Genomic DNA, 23113 nt, shown 5'->3' on the forward strand with positions numbered 1-23113 from the left:
GGACCACCCTGCCGCCCGGACGGCAGGGCCGTCAGTGGCGGCAGGGCGCTCAGTAGCCGATGGTGAAGCGGCGCTGGACGAAGCGGGGGAGTTCGGCCTCGTCGACCAGGGCGACCGCGGCGTCCTCCGCCGAGATCCGGCTGCGGCCGTCGGCGTCCAGGACGGGCTGGTCGCCGCCGAGGCGGAAGCGGCCGGTGCGCTCGCCGGGGCCGATCCGTTCGGCGGGGCTGAAGTAGGTCCAGAGCCGGTTCGAGGCGCGCAGGACGTCCAGCGCGTCGCGGTGGCCGCGCACGGCGGCGGCGTACTCCCGGGGCAGGCCGAGTTCGTCGAGGGAGGCGTGGATCAGCTCCTCGTGGTCGGCGCGGACGAGGCCCGGCTCGATCTCCAGGCTGCCGGCGCCGCCGATGACGATCAGCCGGACGCGCGGGTGGGTCTCCAGGGCCTTGAGCAGCGCCCGGGCGGCGGTGGCGTAGACGGTGGGGTCCGCGATGGACCGCCGCACCGTGTCCTCGAAGTCCTTGGCCGCGTTCCCGGGCTGGAAGCCGCTGATCAGGACGTCCAGGCCGGGCAGGGCGGCCGCGACGCTCCCGGCGTCCAGGACGTCGAGGCTCGCCCAGGTGACGCCCTCCCGCCGGTCGGTGACGGCGGTGGCGTCCCGGCTGAACGCCGTGACGCGGTGTCCGCGCCCGAGGGCCTCGGTGACGACCCGACTGCCGATGGTTCCGGTGGCTCCGATGACGCCGATGTGCATGGTTCTCCCCTTGGTTCACGCAGTGGTCATGCCGCTGGTGGGCGTACGGGCCCGACCCTCCCGCCTCACGCCGTGCGAAAACTATACGGCGTGAAGTTTCCACACGGCAATCAGCACGGTGACGCTGTAGAGTCATCCCGTGGCAGGCACCCCGAGCACCGGACGACGCGAGCGGCTGCGCGCCGAGACGACGGCCGAAATCAAGCGCACCGCACTGGAGTTGATGGGCACCGGCGGCCCGGACGCGATCACCCTGCGGGCGATCGCCCGCGAGATGGGCATGACCGCCAACGCCATCTACGGCTACTTCGCCACCCGCGACGACCTGGTCACCGCCCTCATCGTGGACGTCTACACGGCGCTCGCCGACGCCGTCGACGCCGCCTGGGCCGCCTCCGCGCCGGACACGGCGGCGCAGCGGATCCGGGCCTGGGCACACGCGTTCCGCGACTGGGCCCTGGCCAACCCCGAAGGCTTCCGGCTGGTCTACGGCGACCCCGTCCCGGGCTACCGCGCCCCGGACGGCGGCGCCGCACCCGACGCCGCCCGGCGGGTCTGCGTCGGCATCGCCGCACTGGCGGACGCCGCCTGGCCGGGCACCGAACGCGCCCACGGAGAAGGCGAGTTCGACGACGATTCAGCCGGCGAGGTCGACGGCGACCTCGACGGCGGGTCAGACGGCGGCTTCGGCTGGGACGACTTCGACCCCGGCCTGCTCGACAAGGTCCGCCCGGCGTTCCCGGCACTGCCGCCGGCCGGGGTGGCCCTGGCCCTGCGGGTCTGGGGGCACCTGCACGGCCTGGTCGCACTGGAGGTCTACGGCCACCTGCGCGCCCAGACCCTCTCGCCCGACAAGCTCTTCCGCGCCGAACTCACCCAGCTGGTCCGGTCCTTGGGCCTCGAAGCCCGGACGTCCGGGCACACGCCCCGGTAGCCGCCGGAAAAACCGCTACCCGCGCACCCGCCCGCCCGGCTACCCTCACCCCATCTGACCAGCACAGACATGGGGAACGCATGCCGCAGCAGCTCACCGACCGCCAGGGCCGGGCCATCGCCCTGGAGGAGATCACCGAGGACAACTGGCGCGACGTCGCCGACGTCGCGCCCGCCGACGAGCAGCGCCGGTACGTGGCCGCGCTCGCGGCGCGCTACCTCCTGCTCTCCCAGCGCGGCGGGGTGTGGACGTCCCTCGGCGTCCGCGCCGGTGACGACATCGTCGGCCACGTCATGTGGGCGTACGACGACGAGGACGGCACCCACTGGATCGGCGGCATGGTGGTGAACGCGGCCGAGCAGGGCGGCGGCGTGGGCCGCGCCGCCCTGGCCGCCGTGATCACGCGCCTGTCGGCGCTGCCGGAGTGCCGGGAGATCCGCCTCTCGTACCACCCGGACAACTCCCCCGCCGGCCGCCTCTACACCTCGTTCGGCTTCCGGCCGACCGGAGACCTCGAGGACGAGGAGATCGTGGTGGCGCTTCCGGTCGGGGCCTAGAGATCGTTGCCGCCGAGCAGGACCCGGTAGACGATCGTGGCGCCGTCGGTGCTCACCTCGGTGCACAGGTCGCGGCGGTCGAGCAGCCAGCCGTTCGCCTCGCACCGCCGACGGGGCCCGAGCCGGTCGGCGGCCTCCTCCGTCGGCACGTCGGGCGGGCCGGCCAGGTAGAGCGTGCGAGTGCAGACGACGCCGCTGCCGTTGCCGCAGCCCTCGCGGGTATCGAGGACGGTGTAGCCGGGCGGCGGCTTCGGCAGCGCCTTCACGGCCGGGAGGTCCACCTCGTGGAAGGCCACCAGCACCGCCAGCGGGGTCAGGACCAGGACCAGGGTCAGTTGGACGCGGAAGGCGATGCCCGCCACCCGGGGCCAGCCGGCCGGGCGCTCCGCGCGCGGGCCGGCGAGCCGCCGGTCCAGCCACAGGCCGGCCAGGACGAGCAGTTCGGCGAGCGGCGTGTACAGCAGGTACAGCTCGCCCTCGCTCCGCAACTGGAGCCGGTCGAACGCCACCACGAGCACCAGCCCCAGCCAGAGCGCCAGCGCGGCGGCCACGGACGCCCGCAGCGGCCCTGTCCGGGCGCGCAGCAGCCAGTGCGCGAGCGGGAGCAGCGCGAACAGCACCCCGACGACGGCCCACAGCACGATCCCCACGATCCGAAACCCCTCCCGGTGGCGGACGACGTCTTGGGAGGTACGGACGCCCGGGGGCGGGCCTCGGTTCCGACGCGAAGGAAACCGCCGGAACCGGAAGCGGTCCGACTACCGCGGGCCGCGCTCCGCCCGGCCCCGGAACGTCCGCCGGTACTCCCTCGGCGCGACACCCACCCGCTCCGTGAAGACCGGCCGCAGCGAGACCGCCTAGGCGAAGCCGCTGCGGGTGGCGACGGTGTCGACGGGCAGGTCGGTCTCCTCCAGCAGCCGCTGGGCGGTGAGCACGCGCTGGTCGAGGAGCCAGCGCATCGGGGTGGTCCCGGTGGTGGCGGTGAACCGGCGGGCGAAGGTGCGCTCGGACATCAGGGCGGCGGCGGCCATCCGGCGCACCGTCCACGGGCCGTCGAGGGAGGCCAGCACCTCCGCCCGGAGCCGGGCCAGCGGATCGCACCCGGCGCCGTCGGCACCGCCGGTGACGGCCTCCGGCACCGGGGACGGGATGAACTGGGACTGGCCGCCCGCCCGGAAGGGGGCCGTCACCATGGAACGGGCGATGGCCGCGGCGGCCTGCTGGCCGTGGGCGGTGCGGACGAGTTGGAGGCAGAGGTCGATGCCCGCCGCGACGCCGGCCGAGGTCCAGCGGCCGTCGCCGCCGGTGAAGAGCACCTCGGGGCGGACCGTCACCGCCGGGAAGCGGCGGGCGAGTTCGGGGGCGAGCGCCCAGTGGGTGGTGGCCTCGCGGCCGTCCAGCAGACCGGCCTCGGCGAGCACGAAGGCGCCCGCGCAGAGCGAGGCGACCGGGACGCCAGCGGCGACGACGGCCCGCAGGGCGTCCAGGATCTCCGGATCGCGCCCGGCGTCCGGGCCCTCGATGCCCGGCACCATCACCAGGTCGCAGTCGGCCAGCTCCGCGAGCCCGTGGTCCGGCACCCGTTCCAGCCCGCCGCCGATCCGCACCCGGGCGCCCTCCGGCCCGCAGACCCGCAGGTCGAAGGCGGGCAGGCCGGGCCGGGAGGTCCGGTCCGCCCACACCTCGCCGATCACCGCGTAGTCGAAGGCCCGGACGCCGTCGAAGATCAGGCAACCCACAGTTCGCATGGCGGAAATCTATCGATGGGTGGCATTCCTGCCCATCACGCCTCCCCGGCACCGCGGACCACGATGGGCGGCATGACGAACACCGACGCCTTCGACGCCCCGCTCACCCTCGACCCCGACGCCGTCCTGCTGCTCATCGACATCCAGCAGGGCTTCGAGGACACCGGCTACTGGGGCCCCCGCAACAACCCCCAGGCCGAGCGGCGGATGGCCGAGCTGATCGACGCCTGGCAGGCCACCGGCCGCCCGGTCGTCACCGTCCAGCACGCCTCCAAGGCCGGCCCGCTGGCCGAGGGCACCCCCGGCTTCGCGCTCAAGGACTTCGTCGCGGCCCTCACGCCCGACCTGCACGTCACCAAGACCGTCAACAGCGCCTTCTACGGCACCCCCGACCTGCACGCCTGGCTCCAGGAGCGCGGCGCCAGGCAGGTGGTCATCGCCGGGGTCATCACCAACGTGTGCTGCGAGACCACCGCCCGGATGGCCGGCAACCTCGGCTACGACACGGTCTTCCCCATCGACGCCACCCACTCCTTCGACGCGACCGGCCCCGACGGCGTCACCGTCCCCGCCGCCGACCTCGCCCGCGCCACGGCGACGAACCTGCACGCGAACCGCTTCGCCAAGGTGGTGACGACCGAGCAGGTGCTCACGGCCGCGAAGGGCTGAACAGCCGGTCCCCGCGCCGGGGCCTCGGCGACGGAGGGCATGTCGAGCCCGGGTGAGGCGGCCGCCTCGCCCGGGCTCGGCGCCGTTTCCGGAGCCCTCGGCGCGCTCGGGGCCCAGCGCGCTCGGGACCCAGCCCGCTCGGCGCCCTCAGCGGCCGACCGCGCCGTCCAGCTGCTCGCGGATGATGTCCGCGTGCCCGGCGTGCCGCCCGGTCTCCTCGATCATGTGGACCAGCACCCACCGCAGCGACGGCCCCTCGGTGTCGTCCGGGCGCAGCGAGCGCGCGCCCGGCCGGTCCAGGTCCGGGGCGGCCGCGGCCACCGCGTCGGAGCGCTCGATCGCCGCCCGGTAGGCGGCCACCTCGGCGGCCACGGTCGCGCCGTCCAGCGGCAGCTCGTCCGCCTCCGACGGCTCCCCCTCGCCCTCCCCCCGGTAGGCCCAGGTGAACCAGTTGTCCTCGACCACCGCGAGGTGCCGCACCAGCCAGAGCAGACTGGTGCCGGAGGCGACGCCGGGGCGCCGGGCGTCCTCGTCGCCGACCCCGTCGAGCTTGGCGATCACCGCCGCGCGCAGGTAGCCGAGGAAGGACAGCAGGGTGGTCGGCTCGTCCGCGTTCAGGCTCGGCGGGCGCAGGTCGGAGAGCTCGGCGGGCCCGGTCGGCCCGGTGTTCGTGTCGGTCACCGGGCCACCCTAGCCAGGCGGTGAGGCGTCGTCACCAGCCCTGTGCGGCCACCCAGTCCGCGAGGTGCCGGGCGCAGCCGTCCACCGACTCCTTCCAGGTGTGCCCCGCGCCCTCGCCCGCCTCGTCGCTGACGTGCTTGACCAGCCGCACCGGCAGCCCGGCCCGGTGCGCGACGGTGGCGACGGCGTAGCCCTCCATGTCCACCAGGTCGGCGTGCTCGGCCAGCCGGTCGCGGGCGGCGCCGTCGGAGACGAACAGGTCGCCGGTGGCCAGCACCGGGCCGTCGCCCTTGCCGATCACCAGCGGGGCGCCGTACTCACGCCCGGTGAGCGCGTGCAGGGCCGCGGTGTCCAGGTCGTGCTGGATCACCTGGACCACGTGGTGGGTGCCCTCCCAGCCGGGGCGCAGCGCGCCGGCCGTGCCGAGGTTGATCACCTCGGAGGGCTTCTCGCCCTGCGCGAGCAGGGTGGCCAGCGCGACGGCGGCATTGACCTTCCCGATCCCGGTGAGCAGCACGGGCAGGCGGTCGTCCAGGTGGGCGGCCTCCTCACGCACGGCGACGACGAGCAGCGGGCGGTCGGGCGAGATCGTTCCAAGCAGGCGCATACCTCCATCGTACGGAGCGAGGGGGTCTCGCACCCGGGAACGCACGCCCGCAACCGGACCCCCGCGCTCCGCCCGGCCGGGGAACCGCGTAGGGTGCGGCCCACGTCGGACGGTTCGCCACCTCGTGGGACGGACGGCGGGGCGGACGGCGGGACGGGCGGGGGTGCGGACGGCGGGACGGGCGGGGTGCCGGGCGTACGACGTGCACGACATGCTCAAGATCGGCGCAAGTCAGGTGTGGTCGGGGGGAGTCACGGCCATACTGCTGCCATCGGTCGGGCCCCGGGACGGGCCCGGCCCCAGGGGAGGATGAGGCGGGTGGCAACACCAGTAGGCAACGGCGCGTCCGGCGCCGCGTTCCCGGCCGGGCCGAACCAGCCGCCGGGAGCGCCGGGGACGCCGACCACCGTGGCGCCGGCGCCGCTGGTGAAGCCCGGCGGCGCTCCCCCGGCGCCCAGACCCGGCGGGGTGCCCGCGAAGCGCCCCTCCACCTCCGTCGCCACCGGCGCGCGCGCCCGGCTCGCGCAGGCCACCCGCACGCCGCCCGGCCGGCTGCGACTGGCCGGAGTGGTGCTCGCCGTGCTCACCGTGGCCTTCGGCGGGCTCACCGCCTGGCAGTTGGAGACCAGGGCGCAGGCCGCCGACCGGGTGGTCTCGGACAGCCAGCCGCTCAGCCGGGACGCCGCCGAGATCCACCGCAGCCTCGCCGACGCCGCCACCACCGCGGCGAGCGGCTTCCTGCTGGCCGGCGCCGAGCCCGACGAGCTCCGCGGCCGCTACGAGCAGGACATCGCCACCGCCGCCAGGCTGATCGCCCGGGCCGCCGCCCGGACCACCGCGACCTCCCCCGCGCAAGGCTCGCTCGCCCGCCTGAACCAGCAACTCCCGGTGTACGCCGGACTGGTGGAGACGGCCCGGGCCGACAACCGGCAGGGCATCCCGCTCGGCGGCGCCTATCTGCGGTACGCCTCCGAGCAGATGCAGACCGTGCTGCTCCCGGCCGCCGCCGAGCTGGCCGCCGCCGAGAACGAGGAACTGGCCGCCGACTACGCCGAGGCCGAGACGCCGCCCTGGGCCGCGTACGGCCTGGCGCTGGTCACCCTGGCCGCGCTGGCCTGGGTGCAGCTGACGCTGTTCCGCCGCACCAACCGGGTGTTCAACATCGGACTGCTGGGCGCCACCGCCGCCGTGCTGGCCGGCGCGCTCTGGCTGACCGCCACCGGACTGGCCTCCGACTCGGCGCTCCACCGCAGCGCCCACGAGGGCGCGGACCCGCTGCGGGCGCTCAACTCCGCCCGGGCGGGCGTGCTGACCGCCCGGCTGGCGGAGGACCTGCACTTCGTCGCCCGCGGCTCGACCACCAAGTACGCCGACCAGTGGGCGCAGGCCGTCAAGGGCCTGGACGCCGACCGCGCCACCGGCTCGCTGACGAACGCCCTCGCGCAGGCGCCGGAGTCCGCCAAGCCGAGCCTCCAGGAGGCCTCGAAGCAGTTCCGCGCGTGGAACGAACGGCACGACGCCGCCCGGAAGCTGGAGGTGGGAGAAGCCGACTACCAGGGCGCCCTGGACGCCACCGTGACGGCCAAGGGCGACGCGAACACCGCCGACGCCTACTTCAACGCCACCGACAAGGCGCTCGCGCAGGCCGCCGACCTCGAACAGGCCCGCTTCGAGCGGGCCGCCAAGGGCACCGGCGGGGACCTGCGCACCGCCGCCGTCGCCGCCGCCCTGCTCGGCCTGGTGGCCGCGGCCGCCGCGCTGCGCGGCCTGGGCCGGCGACTGGCCGAGTACCGGTAACGGGCAGAGGGGGAGAGACGAGCCGATGCGCGACAGAGGACTCACGAGAAGGACCAGGCCCGCGGCCGCGCTGGCCCTGCTGGCGGCCGGCGCGGCGGTGCTCGCCGGCGGCGGCCCGGTCGGCGCCGCGCCCGCCACCGCCGGCGCCGTCCGGCTGGAGCAGCAGGAACGGCAGCAGCAGGGCACCGCCGACAACTGCGACGTCAACAAGAGCGTGCCGCCGAGCACCGACGACGGCCCGGCCGTGCGGGCCATCAAGGCCAAGCGCAGCCTGGTGATCGGCGTGGACCAGAACAGCTACCGCTGGGGCGCCCGCAACCCGAACACCGGCCAGATCGAGGGCTTCGACATCGACCTCGCCCGGGCGATCGGCACGGCCGTCATGGGCGACCCGGACAAGGTGGTGCTCAAGCCGGTGGCCACCGCCGACCGGATCGACGCCATCAAGAAGGGCCGGGTCGACCTGGTCGTCCGCACCATGACGATCAACTGCACGCGGATGGAGGACGTCGCCTTCTCCAAGCCGTACTTCGACATCAGCCAGCGCGTCCTGGTGCAGAAGGCCTCCCCGGCGAAGAACGTCGACGACGCGATCAAGGACAAGGCCGTCTGCGCCGCCGACGGCTCCACCGCCCTGAACGTGGTCAAGGACAAGAAGACCGCCCGGAAGATCGTCACGGTGGAGAACCAGCTGGACTGCCTGGTCCTGATGCAGCTCGGCAAGGTCGACGCCACCATGACCGACAACGGCCTGGCGGCCGGTCAGGCGGCGCAGGACCAGACCGTGCGGATCGTGGACGGCGAGGCCCAGCCGGAGGTGATCGGCGTCGCCATGCTGAAGGACAGCACCGACCTGACCGCCCGGGTCAACCAGGTGCTGGCCGACTACTACGCGCGCGGCGACTGGGCCCGTTCGTACGACCACTGGCTCAAGCCGTACATGCTCAATGAGGCCGACCGCTACTGGCCGGGCTCGCGCTGAGCCCCGGACGGGGAGCAGCGTCGGAAGGGGCGCGGGAGAGGTAGCGCACGGCCCGTCAGCGGGGCGTTGACGGCGGCTTGACGCCCCGCGCCCGCTCCGCCCGGACGGCCACCGGCTAGGGTTCGGGACGATCACCACGGGGAGACCGGTGGTGGACGTGGGGGTTGTCGTGGGACCGCGCGCCGGGGATCCCCGGCAGGTCGGGATCGCACGCGAGGAAGGAAGGACACGGCGGTGGCGGCATCGGCTGGCCCGGTACTGAGCCGGGAGGAGGTGGACCGCGCGCTCGCCCGCCTCGGCGCGGAGCGGGACGCGGTCGAGTCCGCGCTGCTCGCCCTCCAGGACCACCCGGGGCTGCGACTGCTGGACGGCGCCGAGCTGTCCGGGCGCACCCTGGAGCGCTGGTCGGTCGCCGGCAAGGGCCTGCCGCTGCTGTGGGCGCTGTTCGACCGCTACTCCGAGGCGCTGGCCTCGGCGCGCGCGGTCCGGGCCCGCAAGGCCAAGCCCGGAGCGCCCGAACTCGCCGAGCTGAGCGAACTGCTGACCGGCGACGCGGTGACCGTCCCGGGCGGCGCGGTGCCGGACGCCCCGCAGCTGCTCGGCGCGCCCGCCAGGCTGGTCGAGCGGGTCAGCCTGGACGCGCTGATGACCCGGATGAACTCCTGGTACGCCACCGTGCTGGAGGTGGTCAGCGCCGCCGACGCCGTCTGGTCGGCGCTGCCGGCCCGGATCGACCTGCTGCTGGCCGAGCTCCAGCGGGTGCGCACCCTGGCCGCCTCGCTCGGCGTCCGGGTCGGCGGCCACCCGCTGGCCGACGACCTGACCGGGATCGAGAAGGACCTCTCCGAACTGCGCTCCGAGGTCCACGCGGACCCGCTGGCGCTGTGGCGCCCGGCCCGGGTGCCCGCCCAGCGCGGCACCGTCCCGGAGGGCTCGGCCTTCGCCGGCCCGGCCGGGGTCGTGGACACCGAGCGGTTCGACCGGGCCGGGCGGGCACTGGACGGCGTCCGGCTGGAGCTGGAGGACCTGCTGCGGCTGCGCGACGAGGCCGAGGAGCGCCTCCAGGGCGTCGGCGACCTGCTCCAGCGGGCCGACGCCACCCTGGCCGAGGCCCGCCGGGCACGCGGCGAGGTGCTGGCGAAGATAGCGGCCAGCGACGTCCCCGCGGTGCCCGGGCCCGCCTCGGCGCTGCGCGAACGGATCGTCGCCGCGCTGGAGCTGCGCCAGGCCGGGCAGTGGGGCCGGCTGGCGCCGCTGCTGGACGCACTGGAGGACGCCGCCGCCAAGGAGCTGGGCCGGGCCCGGGAATCGCTCACCGAGGTGACCCAGCCGCTGGCCGTCCGGGCCGAGCTGCGCGGCCGGCTGGACGCCTACAAGGCGATGGCGGCCCGGCTGCGGGTCTCCGAGGACCCGGAAGTGATCGAGCGGTACGAGAAGGCGCGCTGGCTGCTGTGGAGCGCGCCGTGCGACCTGCGGGCGGCGGCCGCCGCGGTGGCCCGGTTCCAGCAGTCACTGCGTCCGGCCCAGGCCGAGGCCGAGGGCGGGCAGGCTCAGGAGGCGGCCGGCCGGGCGCCGGCCGACGGACAGGTCCAGGGGGGCTGAGGGTGATGGGCGAGAGGTGCGAACGGCCGGAGTGCTCCGGCAGCGGCGGGATCGACGCCGACGGCTACTGCGACGAGTGCGGGCTGGCCCCGGCGGGCCGGACCACCTCGACGACCGGGACCGCCTCGACGGCCGGGACCACCGGGATCTCCGAGGCGGCGGCGACCCCCGGGGCCGCCGGCCCCGGCTCGTCCTGCCCGCGCGACTGCTCCGGCACCATCGACCCCGACGGCTACTGCGACGAGTGCGGCCTGACCCCGCCCACCGGCGGCACCGGCCACGCGGGAGACGGCGACGACACCGGCCTCACCCAGCCGTACGTCCCCTCCGCCCGGGTGACCCCGGACACCGGCCACAACGGCTCCGGCCACGGCCGCTCCGCCCGCACCGGCTCGGCCCGCTCGCTGTCCGGCCGCTCCCGCTCGCACCGCTCGACCCGCACCGGCAGCGGCCGCTCCCTCTCGGTGCGCTCCACCCGGGGCACCGGCACGGCGGGCACCCGCAACCGGCTGGGCGCCGGCCTGGTCACCGTGCCGACCGTCGAGGCGGCCGACCCGGCCCGGGCGGTGCTGGCCAACCCCGAGGTGCCCGAGCGCAAGCGGTTCTGCTCCAAGTGCGACGCCGCGGTCGGCCGGGAGAAGAACGGCCGTCCGGGCCGCCCGGACGGCTTCTGCACCAAGTGCGGCACACCGTACTCGTTCACGCCCAAGCTCCAGCGCGGCGACCTGGTCGGCGGGCAGTACGAGGTGGTGGGCTGTCTGGCGCACGGCGGGCTCGGCTGGATCTACCTGGCGGTGGACCGGCGGGTCAACGACAAGTGGGTGGTGCTCAAGGGCCTGCTGGACACCGGGGACGAGGACGCGCTCGCGGCGGCCGTCGCCGAACGGCGCTTCCTGGCCGAGGTGGACCACCCGAACATCGTCCGGATCATCAACTTCGCCGAGCACCCGGACCTGCGCACCGGCTCCACCGACGGCTACATCGTGATGGAGTACGTCGGCGGGAAGTCGCTCAAGGACATCGCCAACGAGCGCCGCACCCCGGACGACCGGCGCGCGCCACTGCCCGTCGAGCAGGCGATCGCGTACGCGCTGGAGGCGCTGCCGGCCCTGGGCTACCTGCACGGCCGGGGCCTGGTCTACTGCGACTTCAAGATCGACAACGTGATCCAGAGCGGCGACACGCTCAAGATCATAGACATGGGCGCGGTCCGCCGGTCCGACGACGACGGCCCGATCTACGGCACCATCGGCTACCAGGCCCCGGAGATCGCCACCGACGGCCCCTCCGTCGCCTCCGACCTGTACACCGTGGCCCGCACCCTCGCGGTGCTCACCTTCGACTTCCAGGGCTACAGCACCACCTACCGCGACTCGCTGCCCGGCCCCGAGCACGTCGAGGTCTTCGCCCGGTACGAGTCGTACTACCGCTTCCTGGTACGCGCCACCGACCCGGACCCGGCCCGCCGCTTCGCCTCCGCCGAGGAGATGGCCGACCAGCTGACCGGCGTGCTGCGCGAGGTCCTCGCCCTCCAGGACGACCGGCCCCGGCCCGCGCCGTCCACCCTGTTCGGCCCCGAACTGCGCGTCGTGGACAACGAGTTGGTGCTGCCCACCGAGCAGACCGGCCGACTGCTGGTGGCCCCGCTGGACCCGGCCGCCGCCGCCCTCGCACTGCCCGTCCCCCGGATCGACCCGGGCGACCCCAACGCGGGCTTCCTCGCCACCCTGCTCGCCACCGACCCCGAGGAGGCGCTCGTCGCCCTCGGCGGCGCCCCCGCCGTCTCGGTCGAGAGCCGACTGCGCCGACTGCGCGCCCTGCTCGAACTCGGCCGCCACGGCACGGCCGCGGACGAGCTGGCCGGACTGGAACGCGACCACCCGGACGACTGGCGGGTGGTCTGGTACCGCGGCCTGGTCACACTGGCCGGGGCCGACGCCCCCGCCGCCGCCGAGTCCTTCGACGCGGTCTACGACGCCTTCCCCGGCGAGGCCGCCCCCAAGCTGGCCCTCGCCATCTGCGCCGAACTGCTCGGCGACCGGGGCGACGCCGCCGAGTTCTACCGGCTCGTGTGGGCCACCGACCACGCCTACCTGAGCGCCGCCTTCGGGCTGGCCCGGGTCCGGCTGACCGAGGGGGACCGGGCCGGCGCGGTGCGCGTCCTGGAGTCCGTCCCGGCCACCTCCAACCAGTACACCGCCGCCCGGATCGCCGCCGTCCGGGCCCGGCTGCGCGAGCGCCCGCCCACCGACGAGCTGGCCGCCGACCTCGACGCGAGCTCCGCGCAGCTGACCGCGCTGCGGCTGGACGACCGCCGCCGCGAGGAGCTCTCCGTCGAGGTGCTCGGCGCGGCCCTCGGCTGGCTCGGCGCCGGATCGGCCGGCGCCGGGCGGGCCGGCGAACCGGTGGTCCTGGGACGTCCCGCACAGGAGCGGGAACTGCGCTTCGCCCTGGAACAGTCCTACCGGGTACTCGCCCGGTTGGCCGACCGGGCGGAGACGAGGATCGAGATGGTGGAGCGGGCCAACCGTGCCCGCCCCAGGACGTGGGTGTAGCAGATGCCGCAGCAGACCGAGTGCCCGAGCTGTTCGGAGCCGATGGACCCGGAGGACGCCTACTGCGGCTCCTGCGGGACGGGCCGGGACGGCCGGGCGGCCCCCGGCACGATGCCGGCGAGCTGGGCCGCCGCCCGCGGTGAGGGCGTACCGTCGCCACGCGGGCCGGTCTGCGTGCACTGCGGGCAGCCGCGGGTCACCCCGGACGGCTACTGCGAGGGCTGCGGCGGCGCCCAGCCGCGCCCGCGCGACCACATGGAGAAGTCCCTCGGGGGCGTCGCCGGGGTCAGCGACCGCGGCGTGCGCCACCACCGCAACGAGGACTCCTTCACCGTCGCCGCGACCTCGCTGCCCGGCGGCGAGCCGGTCGTGGTCGCCGTGGTGTGCGACGGCGTCTCCTCCTCCGACCGCCCGGACGAGGCCTCGGAGACCGCCGTGGACGCCGCCTCCGAATCGCTGCTGACCTCCCTGGAGGCCGGCCAGGACCCGAACCAGGCGATGCGCCGGGCCATCGCCGACGCCGCCCGGGCCGTCGCCGACCTCGCCACCGACGGGGCCGGCCCCGCCCGGCCCGACCTCAACGCTCCCGCCTGCACCTACGTCAGCGCGATAGCCGCGGGCGGACGGGTCACCATCGGGTGGGTCGGCGACACCCGCGCGTACTGGATCCCGGACGACCGCGCCGCCGCCGAGCCGTTCCGGCTCACCCAGGACGACTCCTGGGCCGCCCGGATGGTCGAGGCCGGGCTGATGAGCGAGGCCGAGGCCTACGCCGACCCCCGCGCGCACGCCATCACCGGCTGGCTCGGCGCCGACGCCGAAGAGGTCGTGCCGCACACCCTCGACTTCACCCCGCACGTCCCCGGGGTGGTGCTGATCTGCACCGACGGGCTGTGGAACTACGCCGAGGCGGCCACCGACCTGGCGTACTACGTGCGCCGGGACGCCCGCACCGAACCGCTCGCCACCGCGCAGACCCTGGTGAAGTTCGCGGTGGCCGCCGGCGGCCACGACAACATCACCGTCGCCGTGCTGCCGATCGACCCGCCGGCCGCCGCCCTGGAGGAGGCCGAGCAGACCCCGACCGCGCTGGACCTGCCGATCGTCACCGCGGAGCCGGCCGCCCGCCCGGCCGCGGAGGAGGACGAGGACCACGAGCCGACCCTGCCGGACCTCCCGGTGATCGGCTCCCCCGCCGCCCCGCTGCCCCCGGCCCCGCCCGCGCCGCCGACCGTCCCGCCCGTCCCGCCGTCAGCGGCCGCCGCACGGACTGACCCGCCCCGCCGCCGGACGCTCCGGCGACACGGCCCGCCGGCCCGCCGGCCCGCCCGGCGGGCCGCCCCACCGTCCTGAGCACGTCCACCCCCTCACCCGACGGGAGCCGACCGCCCCATGGCAACACTGGCGAAGCCGAACCTGCCCAGGTTCCACGTGGAGATCTTCCAGAACGAGTACCTGGCCGACGGTGCCCGCGAGGTCAACGCCATCGTCACCGTCACCGCGACCGGCGGCGGCACCTCCGGCGGCCGGCCGCTGGGCATCTCCGACGCCGGCTCCACGGGCACGGGCACGTCGGCGGCCGTGGTCATCCTGGTGGACTGCTCGGGCTCGATGGACTACCCCAAGACCAAGATCAACGGTGCCCGCGAGGCCACCGCCGCCGCCATCGACGCGCTGCGCGACGGCACCGCCTTCGCCGTGGTCGCCGGCACCCACGAGGCCCGCGACATCTACCCCGGCGACGGCACCCTCGCCACCGCCTCCGCCGCCACCCGCGCGCAGGCCAAGGAGGCGCTGCGCCGCCTCACCGCGGCCGGCGGCACCGCGATGGGCACCTGGCTGGCCGAGGCCGACCGGCTCTTCCTCACCCGCCGCGACATCGCCCTGCGGCACGCGATCCTGCTCACCGACGGCAACAACGAGCACGAGTCGGCCGAGGACCTGGCCCGCACCGTCGAGCGGGTGACCGGCCACTTCACCGCCGACTGCCGCGGCGTCGGCACCGACTGGCGGATCGACGAACTGCGCAAGATCTCCTCGGCGCTGCTCGGCACCACCGACATCGTCGCCGAACCCTCCGGCCTGGCCGAGGACTTCCGCTCGATGATGGCCGGCGCCATGGGCAAGCAGGTCGCCGACGTCGCGCTGCGGATCTGGACCCCGGCGAACGCCACCGTCCGGTTCGTCAAGCAGGTCGCCCCCACCGTCGAGGACCTGACCGCCCGTCGCACCGAGGCCGGCCCCCGGGCCGGTGACTACCCCACCGGCTCCTGGGGCGACGAGAGCCGCGACTACCACGTCTGCGTCGAGGTGCCGGCCGCCTCCGTCGGCAACGAGATGCTGGCCGCCCGGATCAGCCTGGTGCTGCCCGTGCAGGTCGCCGGCGGCACCCCCGAGGTGCTCACCCAGGGCCTGGTCAAGGCGGTCTGGACCGACGACCTGGTCAACTCCACCCGGATCAGCCCCCAGGTCGCCCACTACACCGGGCAGGCCGAGCTCGCCTCCTCCATCCAGGAGGGCCTGGAGGCCCACCGGGCCGGGGACGTCGACCGCGCGACCTCCAAGCTGGGCGCCGCCGTCCGGATCGCCCACGCGACCGGGAACGAGGGCACCTACAAGCTGCTCCAGAAGGTGGTGGACGTGGTGGACCCGAAGGAGGGTACGGTTCGGTTCCGTAAGAACGTGAGCGAGGCCGACTCGATGACTCTTGAGACCCGGTCGACCAAGACGGTACGTGTGAAGAAGTGACCGCTGAAGACGCGACCGGGCCGGCACCCCGGCGCGACGCCGCACGGAGCCGGCCCGAAACGAGGGGGACCTGATGCCGATCTGCCCGAGGGGCCACGAGTCGCAGGCCGAGGACTGGTGCGACTTCTGCGGCTTCCCGATGACTCCGCCGGCGCCCACTCCGGGGGCGCACGGAGGCTACCCGGGGGCGCACGGGGCCGACCACGCGCCCGGCGCGCCCACCGGACACCCGGGGCACGCCGGCGCGGCCTTCGGCGGGCCGCCGCCCCCGCCACCGATGCCCCAGGCGGCCGTCCCGCCGCCCGGAGCGCCGCTGCCGCCCCCCGGCATGGTGCCCCCGCCCGGGGCCTACCCGCCGCCCGCTCCGCAGGGCCTCACCGCGGGCCTCTCCGTCTGCCCGATCTGCCGCAGCCCGCAGACCGGACGGTTCTGCGAGGAATGCGGCTACGACTACGACCTCTCCACGCCCTCGCGCCGCCAGGTGCCCGGCGCCGGCGCGCCCCACGGCGGCCCGGCCCAGCCGCCGCCGCTGAACATCCCGGCGGCCTACGGCGGCGCCCCGCAGCCGCAGGCCCCGTTCGGCCAACCCCCGGCCGCGCCGCAGGCCCCGTTCGGCCGGCCCCCCGCCGCCCCGCAGGCCGTCGCCCCGGCGATCCCGCAGCAGCCGCAGGCCCCCGCGCACCCGCACACCTACGGCTACCCGCCCTCCTCGCCCGACTTCGGGCAGGAGGGGCCCGCACCGGAGGGCGCCTTCCCCGACACCTCGGTGCGCGAGGACTCCGGCCCGGTGTACGCCCACCCGGCCGCCCCCGGCCCGAACACCCGCGGCGGCGACTTCGGCACCTCCTTCAACCTCGCCCCGCCCGTCGCCCAGCAGCCCCAGGAACCCGCCGCGGCCGCCCCGTCCGAGCCGTTGCGGACCACCTGGATCGCCGTGGTCTCGGCCGACCGGGACTACTTCACCGACATGATGGCCCGCAGCGGCCCCGAGGCGGCCGGCCTGTTCTTCCCGCCGTACTGCCCCGAGCGCCGGATCCCGCTGACCGGCCGCGGCCAGCTGCGGATCGGGCGGCGCAGCCAGCACCGCGGCACCGTTCCGGAGATCGACCTGTCCGTCCCGCCGGAGGACCCGGGCGCCTCCCACCAGCACGCGCTGCTCGCCGAACAGGCCGACGGCAGCTGGGTGCTGGTGGACCAGGACTCGACCAACGGCACCACCGTGAACGGCGGCGCGGAGCCCGTCACCCCGCACACCGCGGTGCCGCTGAACGACGGCGACCGGATCCACATCGGCGCCTGGACCACCATCACCGTGCACCGGGGCTGACGATCCGTCGACTGACCATCCGTCGGGGAAATTCCCGAAGCGGCGGTCGATGACAAATCCGGCCGGGCCGGGCGGAATTCGACATCCGCCCGGCCCGGCTTTGTTTGACCCTTCCTCAAAATATCCGCAAATTCGCCGTCCCCGATGTGCACAGAAGCCTTCTCAGCCCCTAGGCTCAGGCCACATGACTGCTGCTATATCCGCTGACGGCATCCGCCAGCGGTACGGGGATGTGCAGGCCGTCGACGGGGTGTCCCTCACTGTCGAGGCCGGCGAGTTCTACGGGATCCTGGGCCCCAACGGGGCCGGGAAGACCACCACGATGGAGATCCTGGAGGGCGTCCGCAAACCGGACGAGGGCCGGATCGAGCTGCTGGGCATGGCGCCCTGGCCGCGCAATCCGAAACTGCTGCCGCGAATCGGCGTGCAGTTCCAGGCTTCCGCTTTCTTCCGGAAACTGACGGCCCGGGAGACCATCCGCACCTTCGCGTCGTTCTACGGGGTCGGCCCCAAGCGGGCCGACGCGATGCTGGAGCGGGTCGGCCTCTCCGACAAGGCCGAGACGCTGACCGACCAGATGTCCGGCGGCCAGGCCCAGCGCCTGTCGATCGCCTGCGCGCTGGCCCACGACCCGGAGCTCGTCTTCCTGGACGAGCCCACCACCGGCCTGGACCCCCAGGCCCGCCGCAACCTCTGGGACCTGCTGCGGGACATCAACGCCGAGGGCCGCACGGTCGTGCTGACCACCCACTACCTCGACGAGGCCGAGGTGCTCTGCGACCGCGTCTCGATCATGGACCACGGCAAGATCCTGCACACCGGCGCCCCGGCGGCACTGATCCGCGAGATCGACGACACCGTCCGGATCAGCATCGCCTCCGGCCAGCTCCCGCTCGACCGGGCCCGCGAGCTGCTGACCGCGGCCGGCGCGGACATCGCCACCCTGGAGGACGACACCGTCTCGCTCTCCGTCTCCACCCGCCTTCCGGCCCCGGTGCTCAGCGTCCTGGCCGAGCAGAACGCGCTGCGCGGCCTGGAAGTGCGCGGCGCCACCCTGGAGGACGTCTTCCTCCAGCTCACCGGACGGGAGTTCCGCGCATGACCGCCACCACCCCCACCGAGCCGCGGGCCACCGCCCGGAGCGGCGGCCCGGCCGACGGCGAGCGGGAACGGGTCAGCGCGTTCTGGAGCCTGTCCCGCGCCATGCTGCTCGGGATGAAGCGCGACCGCACCGCGACGTTCTTCATCCTGCTCTTCCCGCTGGTCTTCCTGGTCTTCTTCGGCACCGTCACCAAGGGCTCCGGCAGCCCGCACGCCAAGGTGGCGCAGGTCGGCGCGGTGAAGCTGTTCGACGCGATCCAGGGCGACGAGCGGGCCGGGCTGGAGAAGGTCCTCACCATCACGAAGACCGACGACGAGGCCGCCACGCTGGAGAAGGTCCGCAAGGGCGACTACGACGCGCTGATCAAGCAGGGCCCGGACGGCAAGCTCGAACTGCGCTACACCGCCGCCGACCAGGTCCGCGCCGGCGCGCTCCAGGGCATCCTCAACTCGGTGGTCCAGAACGCCAACCAGGCGGCCACCGGCCAGAAGCCGGCCTTCGTGCTGGACTCCCAGCAGGTCGAGGACAAGTCGCTCAAGCCGATCCAGTTCCTCACCCCCGGCCTGCTCGGCTGGGCCGTCGCCACCGGCGCGGTGTTCGGCGCCGCGCTGACCCTGGTCAACTGGCGCAAGTCCAAGGTGCTGCGCCGGCTGCGGCTGGCCCCGATCAACGCCGGCACCGTGATCAGCTCCCGCGTCCTGGTCTCGCTGCTGACCGCCTTCCTGCAGACCACCGTCTTCCTGGTGGTCGCGACGAGCTTCTTCGGGCTCAAGCTCAGCGGCGACTGGTGGCTGATCATCCCGCTGGTGGCCTGCGCGACGCTCGCCTTCATGTCGATCGGCCTGCTGGCCGGCTCGGTCGCCAGGACCGAGGAGGCGGCCAACGGCATCTCGCAGATCATCGTCCTGCCGATGTCCTTCCTGTCCGGCTCGTTCTTCCCGCTGGACGGTGCCCCGGGCTGGCTGAAGGGCATCTCCCAGGTCATGCCGCTGCACTACCTGGTCGAGTCCGCCCAGTCGGTGCTCACCCGCGGCGGCGGCGTCATGGACGCCCTGCCGACCATGGGCGGCCTGCTGCTCTTCGCGGCCGTGCTGACCGGCATCTCCTGGAAGCTCTTCCGCTGGGAGGACTGAGACGGGAGAACTGAGACGGGAGGACCGAGCGGGGAGGACCGGCCGTCCGCGGCCGACGTCCTCGACCGGCGCCGCCCGGACCCGCCCCGAGGGGGTCGTACGCCTTTGGTCCCGGTGTACGACCCCCTCGGCGTCTGCGACCATGGTCGGGTGAGAGAGATCCGGCGAGGCACGTTGAGCGAGGAGACCTTCTACGACCAGGTCGGCGGTGAACCGACCTTCCGGCGGCTGGCCCACCGGTTCTACGAAGGCATCGCCGAGGACGAGTTGCTGCGGCCGATGTACCCCGAGGAGGACCTCGGGCCGGCCGAGGAGCGGATGGCGCTCTTCCTCATGCAGTACTGGGGCGGCCCCCGCACCTACAGCGAGCACCGCGGCCACCCCCGGCTGCGGATGCGGCACGCGCCGTTCAAGGTCGACAAGGCCGCGCACGACGCCTGGCTCACCCACATGCGGGCGGCCGTGGCGAGCCTGGAACTGCCGGCCGAGCACGAGCGGCAGCTGCTGGACTACCTGGTCTACGCCGCCGCTTCGATGATCAACACCCCGGGCTGAGCCGCCCCCGGGCCCGGGTCTTCGGGGCCTGGGGGTCTTCAGGGCCTGGGGGTCTTCGGGGTCTAGCGGACCGGGCTGAGCCCGAGCCCCGCGCCCGGCGCGGCCGCGGTCCGCACCGCCACCGAGCCCGCCGGGGCGCTCAGCCGCAGCCAGCCGCCCGCGCGGTGCACGGTCAGCGGGGCCTCGGGGCTCAGGAAGCCGATCCGGTACGCGGCGTGCACCGCGCGCAGCGGCAGCTCCGGCAGCGCGGACACCGGGCGCGACCACACCTCGTCCGCCAGCCGGTCCAGCACCGCGCGGGTGCGGTGGTGAACCGGAACGGCCTCGCTGCGCTCGCGGAACTCCCCCACCGCCGCCATCAGTTCGCGGCACACCTCGGCCGCCGGCGGGGTGCCGACCGGCCGCCAGCCGGTCCGCGGCGGCAGCAGCCCGGCCCAGGCCGGACCGGTCACCGGCGCGGGCAGCGCGACGGCGCCCGACCCGGCGTCCACGCCGTCCAGCAACTGGCCCGCGGAGACGGTCAGGTCGACCGCCTTGTCCAGACCGTCCAGCCGGGCCGTGCGGATCGCCAGCACGCCGGAGTCACCCAGCGGCAGCCGTCCGAACACCGCCAGCACGCCGTCCCCGCCGCCCGGGCCCACCGCCTGGAGCCGGACGGCCGCCGCCTTGTCGAAGCGCAACAGGCGCAGCAGGAAGGCGGAGAGGTCGGCGGCCTCCCCGGTGTCGGTCAGGACGAGGCGGGCGGTGATGGTCAACGCGGCTCAGCTCGAATCGTCGGGTGCGGTCAGACGGCGGCGGGGACGGGCTCTTCGTCCATGAAGCGGCTCAGGAACTCCCGCTCCACCGGCGAGATCCGGCGCGGCCGGCCCTCGGCCAGGTCGTAGGGGACGACCACGGTGCTCGCCCGGACGTACACGACGTCCCGGCCCTCCTCGTCGACGTCCTTGATCTCGTACGAGACGGTCAGCGAGGCGCCGCCGATCCTCGTCACCCAGGTCTCGATGGTGACCGGCTCCGGCCGGTGCACCAGCGGGCGCTTGTAGTCGATCTCGTGGCGGGCCACCACCGAGCCGCCCGCGAACTCCCCGGCGCCGGCCGCGGCGGCCTGGGTGAACATGAAGTCGATCCGGGCCTCCTCCAGGTAGCGCAGGAAGACCACGTTGTTGACGTGCCCGAAGGCGTCCATGTCGGACCAGCGCAGCGGGCAGGCGTAGATGTGGCGAGCCACGGGAGTTCTCCTCGGTGTCCGGTCGCCCGCCGCCGTCCACCCGCGGTGCGCGGGCGGACGGTGGCGACGGGCCGCGGCCCGGCAGGCCGCCCCGGAGGGCAGTCTGCCGGGCCGTCATGACGGCTGGGTGTCAGCCTCGGGTCAGCTTCTTGTAGGTGGCCCGGTGCGGACGGGCGGCGTCGGCGCCGAGCCGCTCGATCTTGTTCTTCTCGTAGGACTCGAAGTTGCCCTCGAACCAGAACCACTTGCTGTCGCCCTCGTAGGCGAGGATGTGGGTGGCCACTCGGTCCAGGAACCAGCGGTCGTGGGAGATGACCACGGCGCAGCCGGGGAACTCGAGCAGGGCGTTCTCCAGCGAGGAGAGCGTCTCGACGTCGAGGTCGTTGGTGGGCTCGTCGAGGAGCAGCAGGTTGCCGCCCTGCTTGAGGGTGAGCGCCAGGTTCAGGCGGTTGCGCTCACCGCCGGAGAGCACGCCGGCCGGCTTCTGCTGGTCCGGGCCCTTGAAGCCGAAGGCCGACACGTAGGCGCGCGAGGGCATCTCGACCTGGCCGACGTTGATCCAGTCCAGACCGTCGGAGACGACCTCCCAGAGGGTCTTCTTCGGGTCGATGTTGGAGCGGGTCTGGTCGACGTAGCTGATCTTGACGGTCTCGCCGACCTTGACCGTGCCGCTGTCCGGGGTCTCCAGGTCCTGGAGCATCTTGAACAGGGTGGTCTTGCCGGCGCCGTTCGGGCCGATGATGCCGACGATGCCGTTGCGCGGCAGGGTGAAGCTCAGGTCGTCGATCAGGACCTTCTCACCGAAGGCCTTGTTGAGGTTCTCGACCTCGATGACGACGCTGCCCAGGCGCGGGCCCGGCGGGATCTGGATCTCCTCGAAGTCCAGCTTCCGCATCTTGTCGGCCTCGGCCGCCATCTCCTCGTAACGGGCGAGACGGGCCTTGGACTTGGCCTGGCGGCCCTTGGCGTTGGAGCGGACCCACTCCAGCTCTTCCTTGAGCCGCTTGGCGCGCTTGGCGTCCTTCTGGCCCTCGACCTTGAGACGGGACTGCTTGGTCTCCAGGTAGGTGGAGTAGTTGCCCTCGTACGGGTAGGCGCGGCCGCGGTCGAGCTCCAGGATCCACTCGGCGACGTTGTCCAGGAAGTACCGGTCGTGGGTGACGGCCACGACGGTGCCCTTGTACTTCTCCAGGTGCTGCTCCAGCCAGTTCACCGACTCGGCGTCCAGGTGGTTGGTGGGCTCGTCGAGCAGCAGCAGGTCGGGGGCCTCCAGCAGCAGCTTGCAGAGCGCCACGCGGCGCTTCTCGCCACCGGAGAGCTTGGTGACCGGCCAGTCGCCGGGCGGGCAGCCCAGGGCGTCCATGGCCTGCTCCAGCTGGGCGTCCAGGTCCCAGGCCTCGGCGTGGTCCAGCTCCTCCTGGAGCTTGCCCATCTCGTCCAGCAGGGCGTCCGAGTAGTCGGTCGCCATCAGCTCGGCGATCTCGTTGAAGCGGTCGAGCTTCCCCTTGATCTCCTTGACGCCGTCCTGGACGTTCTCCAGGACCGTCTTGGTCTCGTCGAGCGGCGGCTCCTGGAGCAGCATGCCGACGGTGAAGCCGGGCGACAGGAAGGCGTCGCCGTTGGAGGGCTGGTCCAGGCCGGCCATCATCTTCAGCACGGTGGACTTACCGGCGCCGTTGGGGCCCACGACGCCGATCTTCGCTCCGGGGAGGAAGCTGAGCGTCACGTCGTCAAGGATGACCTTGTCTCCGTGAGCCTTGCGCACCTTGCGCATCGTGTAGATGTATTCCGCCACGTGAGATCGCTCCGGCGTCGTCGGGAGTAATTCGGCTTGCAGCCTTCCATTGTGCCGCACCCGGCCCGGAGCCCCGAATCGCCCGGATGACCCCACGGGGGTATCCGGAGCGGGCCCGCCGCCCCTCCTGGCCCCGCCTCCACCGGACCGCCCGCGCGGCTCCTCCCCGGACCTCCTCCGGAACCCTCCTCCGGACCTCCCCCGGCCGGGCCGTCCGCGCCGGAACGCCGACGGCCCGGCCCCCCGCAGCGGGTGCGGGGAGCCGGGCCGGGGTGCCGCCCCGGGGTGCCGCCCCGGGCCTCGGGAGGCCGGGGCGGCTCGGGAGGGCGGGGGGTTCCGACA

Annotated in this window: 21 protein-coding genes; 13 read left to right on the forward strand and 8 right to left on the reverse strand. The window is 74.2% G+C overall.

What is annotated here, in order from left to right; translation table 11 throughout:
- Positions 1-49: 49 nt before the first annotated feature.
- Positions 50-751, reverse strand: coding sequence for an NAD(P)-dependent oxidoreductase (locus ACFRMQ_RS17450; protein WP_380731336.1), 702 nt, complete (start codon positions 749-751; stop codon positions 50-52).
- Positions 752-890: 139 nt separating this feature from the next.
- Here ACFRMQ_RS17450 and ACFRMQ_RS17455 point away from each other — a divergent pair, with 139 nt between their 5' ends.
- Together ACFRMQ_RS17455 and ACFRMQ_RS17460 are read left to right on the forward strand one after the other, a co-directional pair.
- The gene (locus tag ACFRMQ_RS17455; RefSeq protein ID WP_380731337.1) at positions 891-1685 is read left to right on the forward strand and encodes a TetR/AcrR family transcriptional regulator; all 795 of its coding nucleotides are present in this window, start codon (positions 891-893) and stop codon (positions 1683-1685) included.
- Positions 1686-1765: 80 nt separating this feature from the next.
- Complete coding sequence (locus tag ACFRMQ_RS17460; RefSeq protein WP_380731338.1) at positions 1766-2242, forward strand: GNAT family N-acetyltransferase; 477 nt, start codon at positions 1766-1768, stop codon at positions 2240-2242.
- On the opposite strand, the gene ACFRMQ_RS17465 is transcribed toward ACFRMQ_RS17460, so the two are convergent.
- On the reverse strand, positions 2239-2892 hold the full coding sequence (locus tag ACFRMQ_RS17465) for a hypothetical protein (protein ID WP_380731339.1): 654 nt from the start codon (positions 2890-2892) through the stop codon (positions 2239-2241). The genes ACFRMQ_RS17460 and ACFRMQ_RS17465 overlap by 4 nt on opposite strands.
- 207 nt (positions 2893-3099) lie before the next feature.
- Positions 3100-3990, reverse strand: a complete 891-nt coding sequence (locus ACFRMQ_RS17470) for a GlxA family transcriptional regulator (RefSeq protein ID WP_380731340.1) — start codon at positions 3988-3990, stop codon at positions 3100-3102.
- Between the two features lie 72 nt (positions 3991-4062).
- Here ACFRMQ_RS17470 and ACFRMQ_RS17475 point away from each other — a divergent pair, with 72 nt between their 5' ends.
- Positions 4063-4659 carry a cysteine hydrolase family protein gene (locus tag ACFRMQ_RS17475; RefSeq protein WP_380731341.1) on the forward strand — a complete coding sequence of 199 codons (597 nt, stop codon included), beginning with the start codon at positions 4063-4065 and terminating at the stop codon, positions 4657-4659.
- 147 nt (positions 4660-4806) lie between these two features.
- Here the strand turns inward: ACFRMQ_RS17475 and ACFRMQ_RS17480 are convergent, their stop codons facing one another.
- Together ACFRMQ_RS17480 and ACFRMQ_RS17485 are read right to left on the reverse strand one after the other, a co-directional pair.
- Positions 4807-5340 (reverse strand): DinB family protein, encoded by a 534-nt coding sequence (locus ACFRMQ_RS17480; RefSeq protein ID WP_380731342.1) that lies wholly within the window; start codon positions 5338-5340, stop codon positions 4807-4809.
- A gap of 31 nt (positions 5341-5371) precedes the next feature.
- On the reverse strand, positions 5372-5947 hold the full coding sequence (locus ACFRMQ_RS17485; protein WP_380731343.1) for a nucleosidase: 576 nt from the start codon (positions 5945-5947) through the stop codon (positions 5372-5374).
- 318 nt (positions 5948-6265) lie between these two features.
- Here ACFRMQ_RS17485 and ACFRMQ_RS17490 point away from each other — a divergent pair, with 318 nt between their 5' ends.
- The 10 genes from ACFRMQ_RS17490 (at position 6266) to ACFRMQ_RS17535 (ending at position 19748) form a co-directional block, all read left to right on the forward strand.
- A complete protein-coding gene (locus tag ACFRMQ_RS17490; RefSeq protein ID WP_380731344.1) occupies positions 6266-7744 on the forward strand; it encodes a hypothetical protein in 1479 nt (492 codons plus the stop codon).
- Between the two features lie 25 nt (positions 7745-7769).
- Positions 7770-8726 (forward strand): glutamate ABC transporter substrate-binding protein, encoded by a 957-nt coding sequence (locus ACFRMQ_RS17495; protein ID WP_380731345.1) that lies wholly within the window; start codon positions 7770-7772, stop codon positions 8724-8726.
- 234 nt (positions 8727-8960) lie between these two features.
- A complete protein-coding gene (locus tag ACFRMQ_RS17500) occupies positions 8961-10328 on the forward strand; it encodes a hypothetical protein (RefSeq protein WP_380731346.1) in 1368 nt (455 codons plus the stop codon).
- A gap of 5 nt (positions 10329-10333) precedes the next feature.
- Complete coding sequence (locus ACFRMQ_RS17505; RefSeq protein ID WP_380731347.1) at positions 10334-12883, forward strand: tetratricopeptide repeat protein; 2550 nt, start codon at positions 10334-10336, stop codon at positions 12881-12883.
- Positions 12884-12886: 3 nt separating this feature from the next.
- Positions 12887-14236 carry a protein phosphatase 2C domain-containing protein gene (locus ACFRMQ_RS17510; protein ID WP_380731348.1) on the forward strand — a complete coding sequence of 450 codons (1350 nt, stop codon included), beginning with the start codon at positions 12887-12889 and terminating at the stop codon, positions 14234-14236.
- A 39-nt stretch (positions 14237-14275) separates the two neighbouring features.
- Positions 14276-15631: a VWA domain-containing protein gene (locus tag ACFRMQ_RS17515; protein ID WP_380731349.1), complete on the forward strand. Its 1356-nt coding sequence runs from the start codon at positions 14276-14278 to the stop codon at positions 15629-15631.
- Between the two features lie 73 nt (positions 15632-15704).
- The gene (locus ACFRMQ_RS17520; protein WP_380731350.1) at positions 15705-16958 is read left to right on the forward strand and encodes an FHA domain-containing protein; all 1254 of its coding nucleotides are present in this window, start codon (positions 15705-15707) and stop codon (positions 16956-16958) included.
- A gap of 184 nt (positions 16959-17142) precedes the next feature.
- On the forward strand, positions 17143-18060 hold the full coding sequence (locus ACFRMQ_RS17525) for an ABC transporter ATP-binding protein (RefSeq protein ID WP_380731351.1): 918 nt from the start codon (positions 17143-17145) through the stop codon (positions 18058-18060).
- Complete coding sequence (locus ACFRMQ_RS17530) at positions 18057-19193, forward strand: ABC transporter permease (RefSeq protein WP_380731352.1); 1137 nt, start codon at positions 18057-18059, stop codon at positions 19191-19193. The genes ACFRMQ_RS17525 and ACFRMQ_RS17530 overlap by 4 nt, the downstream gene beginning before the upstream one ends.
- 150 nt (positions 19194-19343) lie before the next feature.
- On the forward strand, positions 19344-19748 hold the full coding sequence (locus ACFRMQ_RS17535; protein ID WP_380731353.1) for a globin: 405 nt from the start codon (positions 19344-19346) through the stop codon (positions 19746-19748).
- 62 nt (positions 19749-19810) lie between these two features.
- Here the strand turns inward: ACFRMQ_RS17535 and ACFRMQ_RS17540 are convergent, their stop codons facing one another.
- The 3 genes from ACFRMQ_RS17540 to ettA form a co-directional block, all read right to left on the reverse strand.
- Entirely contained in the window at positions 19811-20503 is a 693-nt protein-coding gene (locus ACFRMQ_RS17540) for a hypothetical protein (RefSeq protein WP_380731354.1), read from the reverse strand.
- A gap of 29 nt (positions 20504-20532) precedes the next feature.
- Positions 20533-20976 carry an acyl-CoA thioesterase gene (locus tag ACFRMQ_RS17545; RefSeq protein ID WP_380731355.1) on the reverse strand — a complete coding sequence of 148 codons (444 nt, stop codon included), beginning with the start codon at positions 20974-20976 and terminating at the stop codon, positions 20533-20535.
- A gap of 130 nt (positions 20977-21106) precedes the next feature.
- Positions 21107-22771 carry an energy-dependent translational throttle protein EttA gene (gene ettA / locus ACFRMQ_RS17550; RefSeq protein WP_380731356.1) on the reverse strand — a complete coding sequence of 555 codons (1665 nt, stop codon included), beginning with the start codon at positions 22769-22771 and terminating at the stop codon, positions 21107-21109.
- Positions 22772-23113 lie beyond the last annotated feature (342 nt).

This window comes from Kitasatospora sp. NPDC056783 (genome assembly GCF_042789895.1).
In the GTDB taxonomy this organism is placed as follows: domain Bacteria; phylum Actinomycetota; class Actinomycetes; order Streptomycetales; family Streptomycetaceae; genus Kitasatospora.

What these genes read in the sequence shown, in the direction of transcription:
- ACFRMQ_RS17520 (WP_380731350.1), top strand. Translation starts at nt 15,705, where the DNA reads ATGCCGATCTGCCCGAGGGGCCACGAGTCGCAGGCCGAGGACTGGTGC.
- ACFRMQ_RS17510 (WP_380731348.1), top strand. Translation starts at nt 12,887, where the DNA reads ATGCCGCAGCAGACCGAGTGCCCGAGCTGTTCGGAGCCGATGGACCCG.
- ACFRMQ_RS17495 (WP_380731345.1), top strand. Translation starts at nt 7,770, where the DNA reads ATGCGCGACAGAGGACTCACGAGAAGGACCAGGCCCGCGGCCGCGCTG.
- ACFRMQ_RS17530 (WP_380731352.1), top strand. Translation starts at nt 18,057, where the DNA reads ATGACCGCCACCACCCCCACCGAGCCGCGGGCCACCGCCCGGAGCGGC.
- ACFRMQ_RS17475 (WP_380731341.1), top strand. Translation starts at nt 4,063, where the DNA reads ATGACGAACACCGACGCCTTCGACGCCCCGCTCACCCTCGACCCCGAC.
- ACFRMQ_RS17460 (WP_380731338.1), top strand. Translation starts at nt 1,766, where the DNA reads ATGCCGCAGCAGCTCACCGACCGCCAGGGCCGGGCCATCGCCCTGGAG.
- ACFRMQ_RS17485 (WP_380731343.1), bottom strand. Translation starts at nt 5,947, where the DNA reads ATGCGCCTGCTTGGAACGATCTCGCCCGACCGCCCGCTGCTCGTCGTC.
- ACFRMQ_RS17515 (WP_380731349.1), top strand. Translation starts at nt 14,276, where the DNA reads ATGGCAACACTGGCGAAGCCGAACCTGCCCAGGTTCCACGTGGAGATC.
- ACFRMQ_RS17470 (WP_380731340.1), bottom strand. Translation starts at nt 3,990, where the DNA reads ATGCGAACTGTGGGTTGCCTGATCTTCGACGGCGTCCGGGCCTTCGAC.
- ACFRMQ_RS17505 (WP_380731347.1), top strand. Translation starts at nt 10,334, where the DNA reads ATGGGCGAGAGGTGCGAACGGCCGGAGTGCTCCGGCAGCGGCGGGATC.
- ACFRMQ_RS17525 (WP_380731351.1), top strand. Translation starts at nt 17,143, where the DNA reads ATGACTGCTGCTATATCCGCTGACGGCATCCGCCAGCGGTACGGGGAT.
- ACFRMQ_RS17450 (WP_380731336.1), bottom strand. Translation starts at nt 751, where the DNA reads ATGCACATCGGCGTCATCGGAGCCACCGGAACCATCGGCAGTCGGGTC.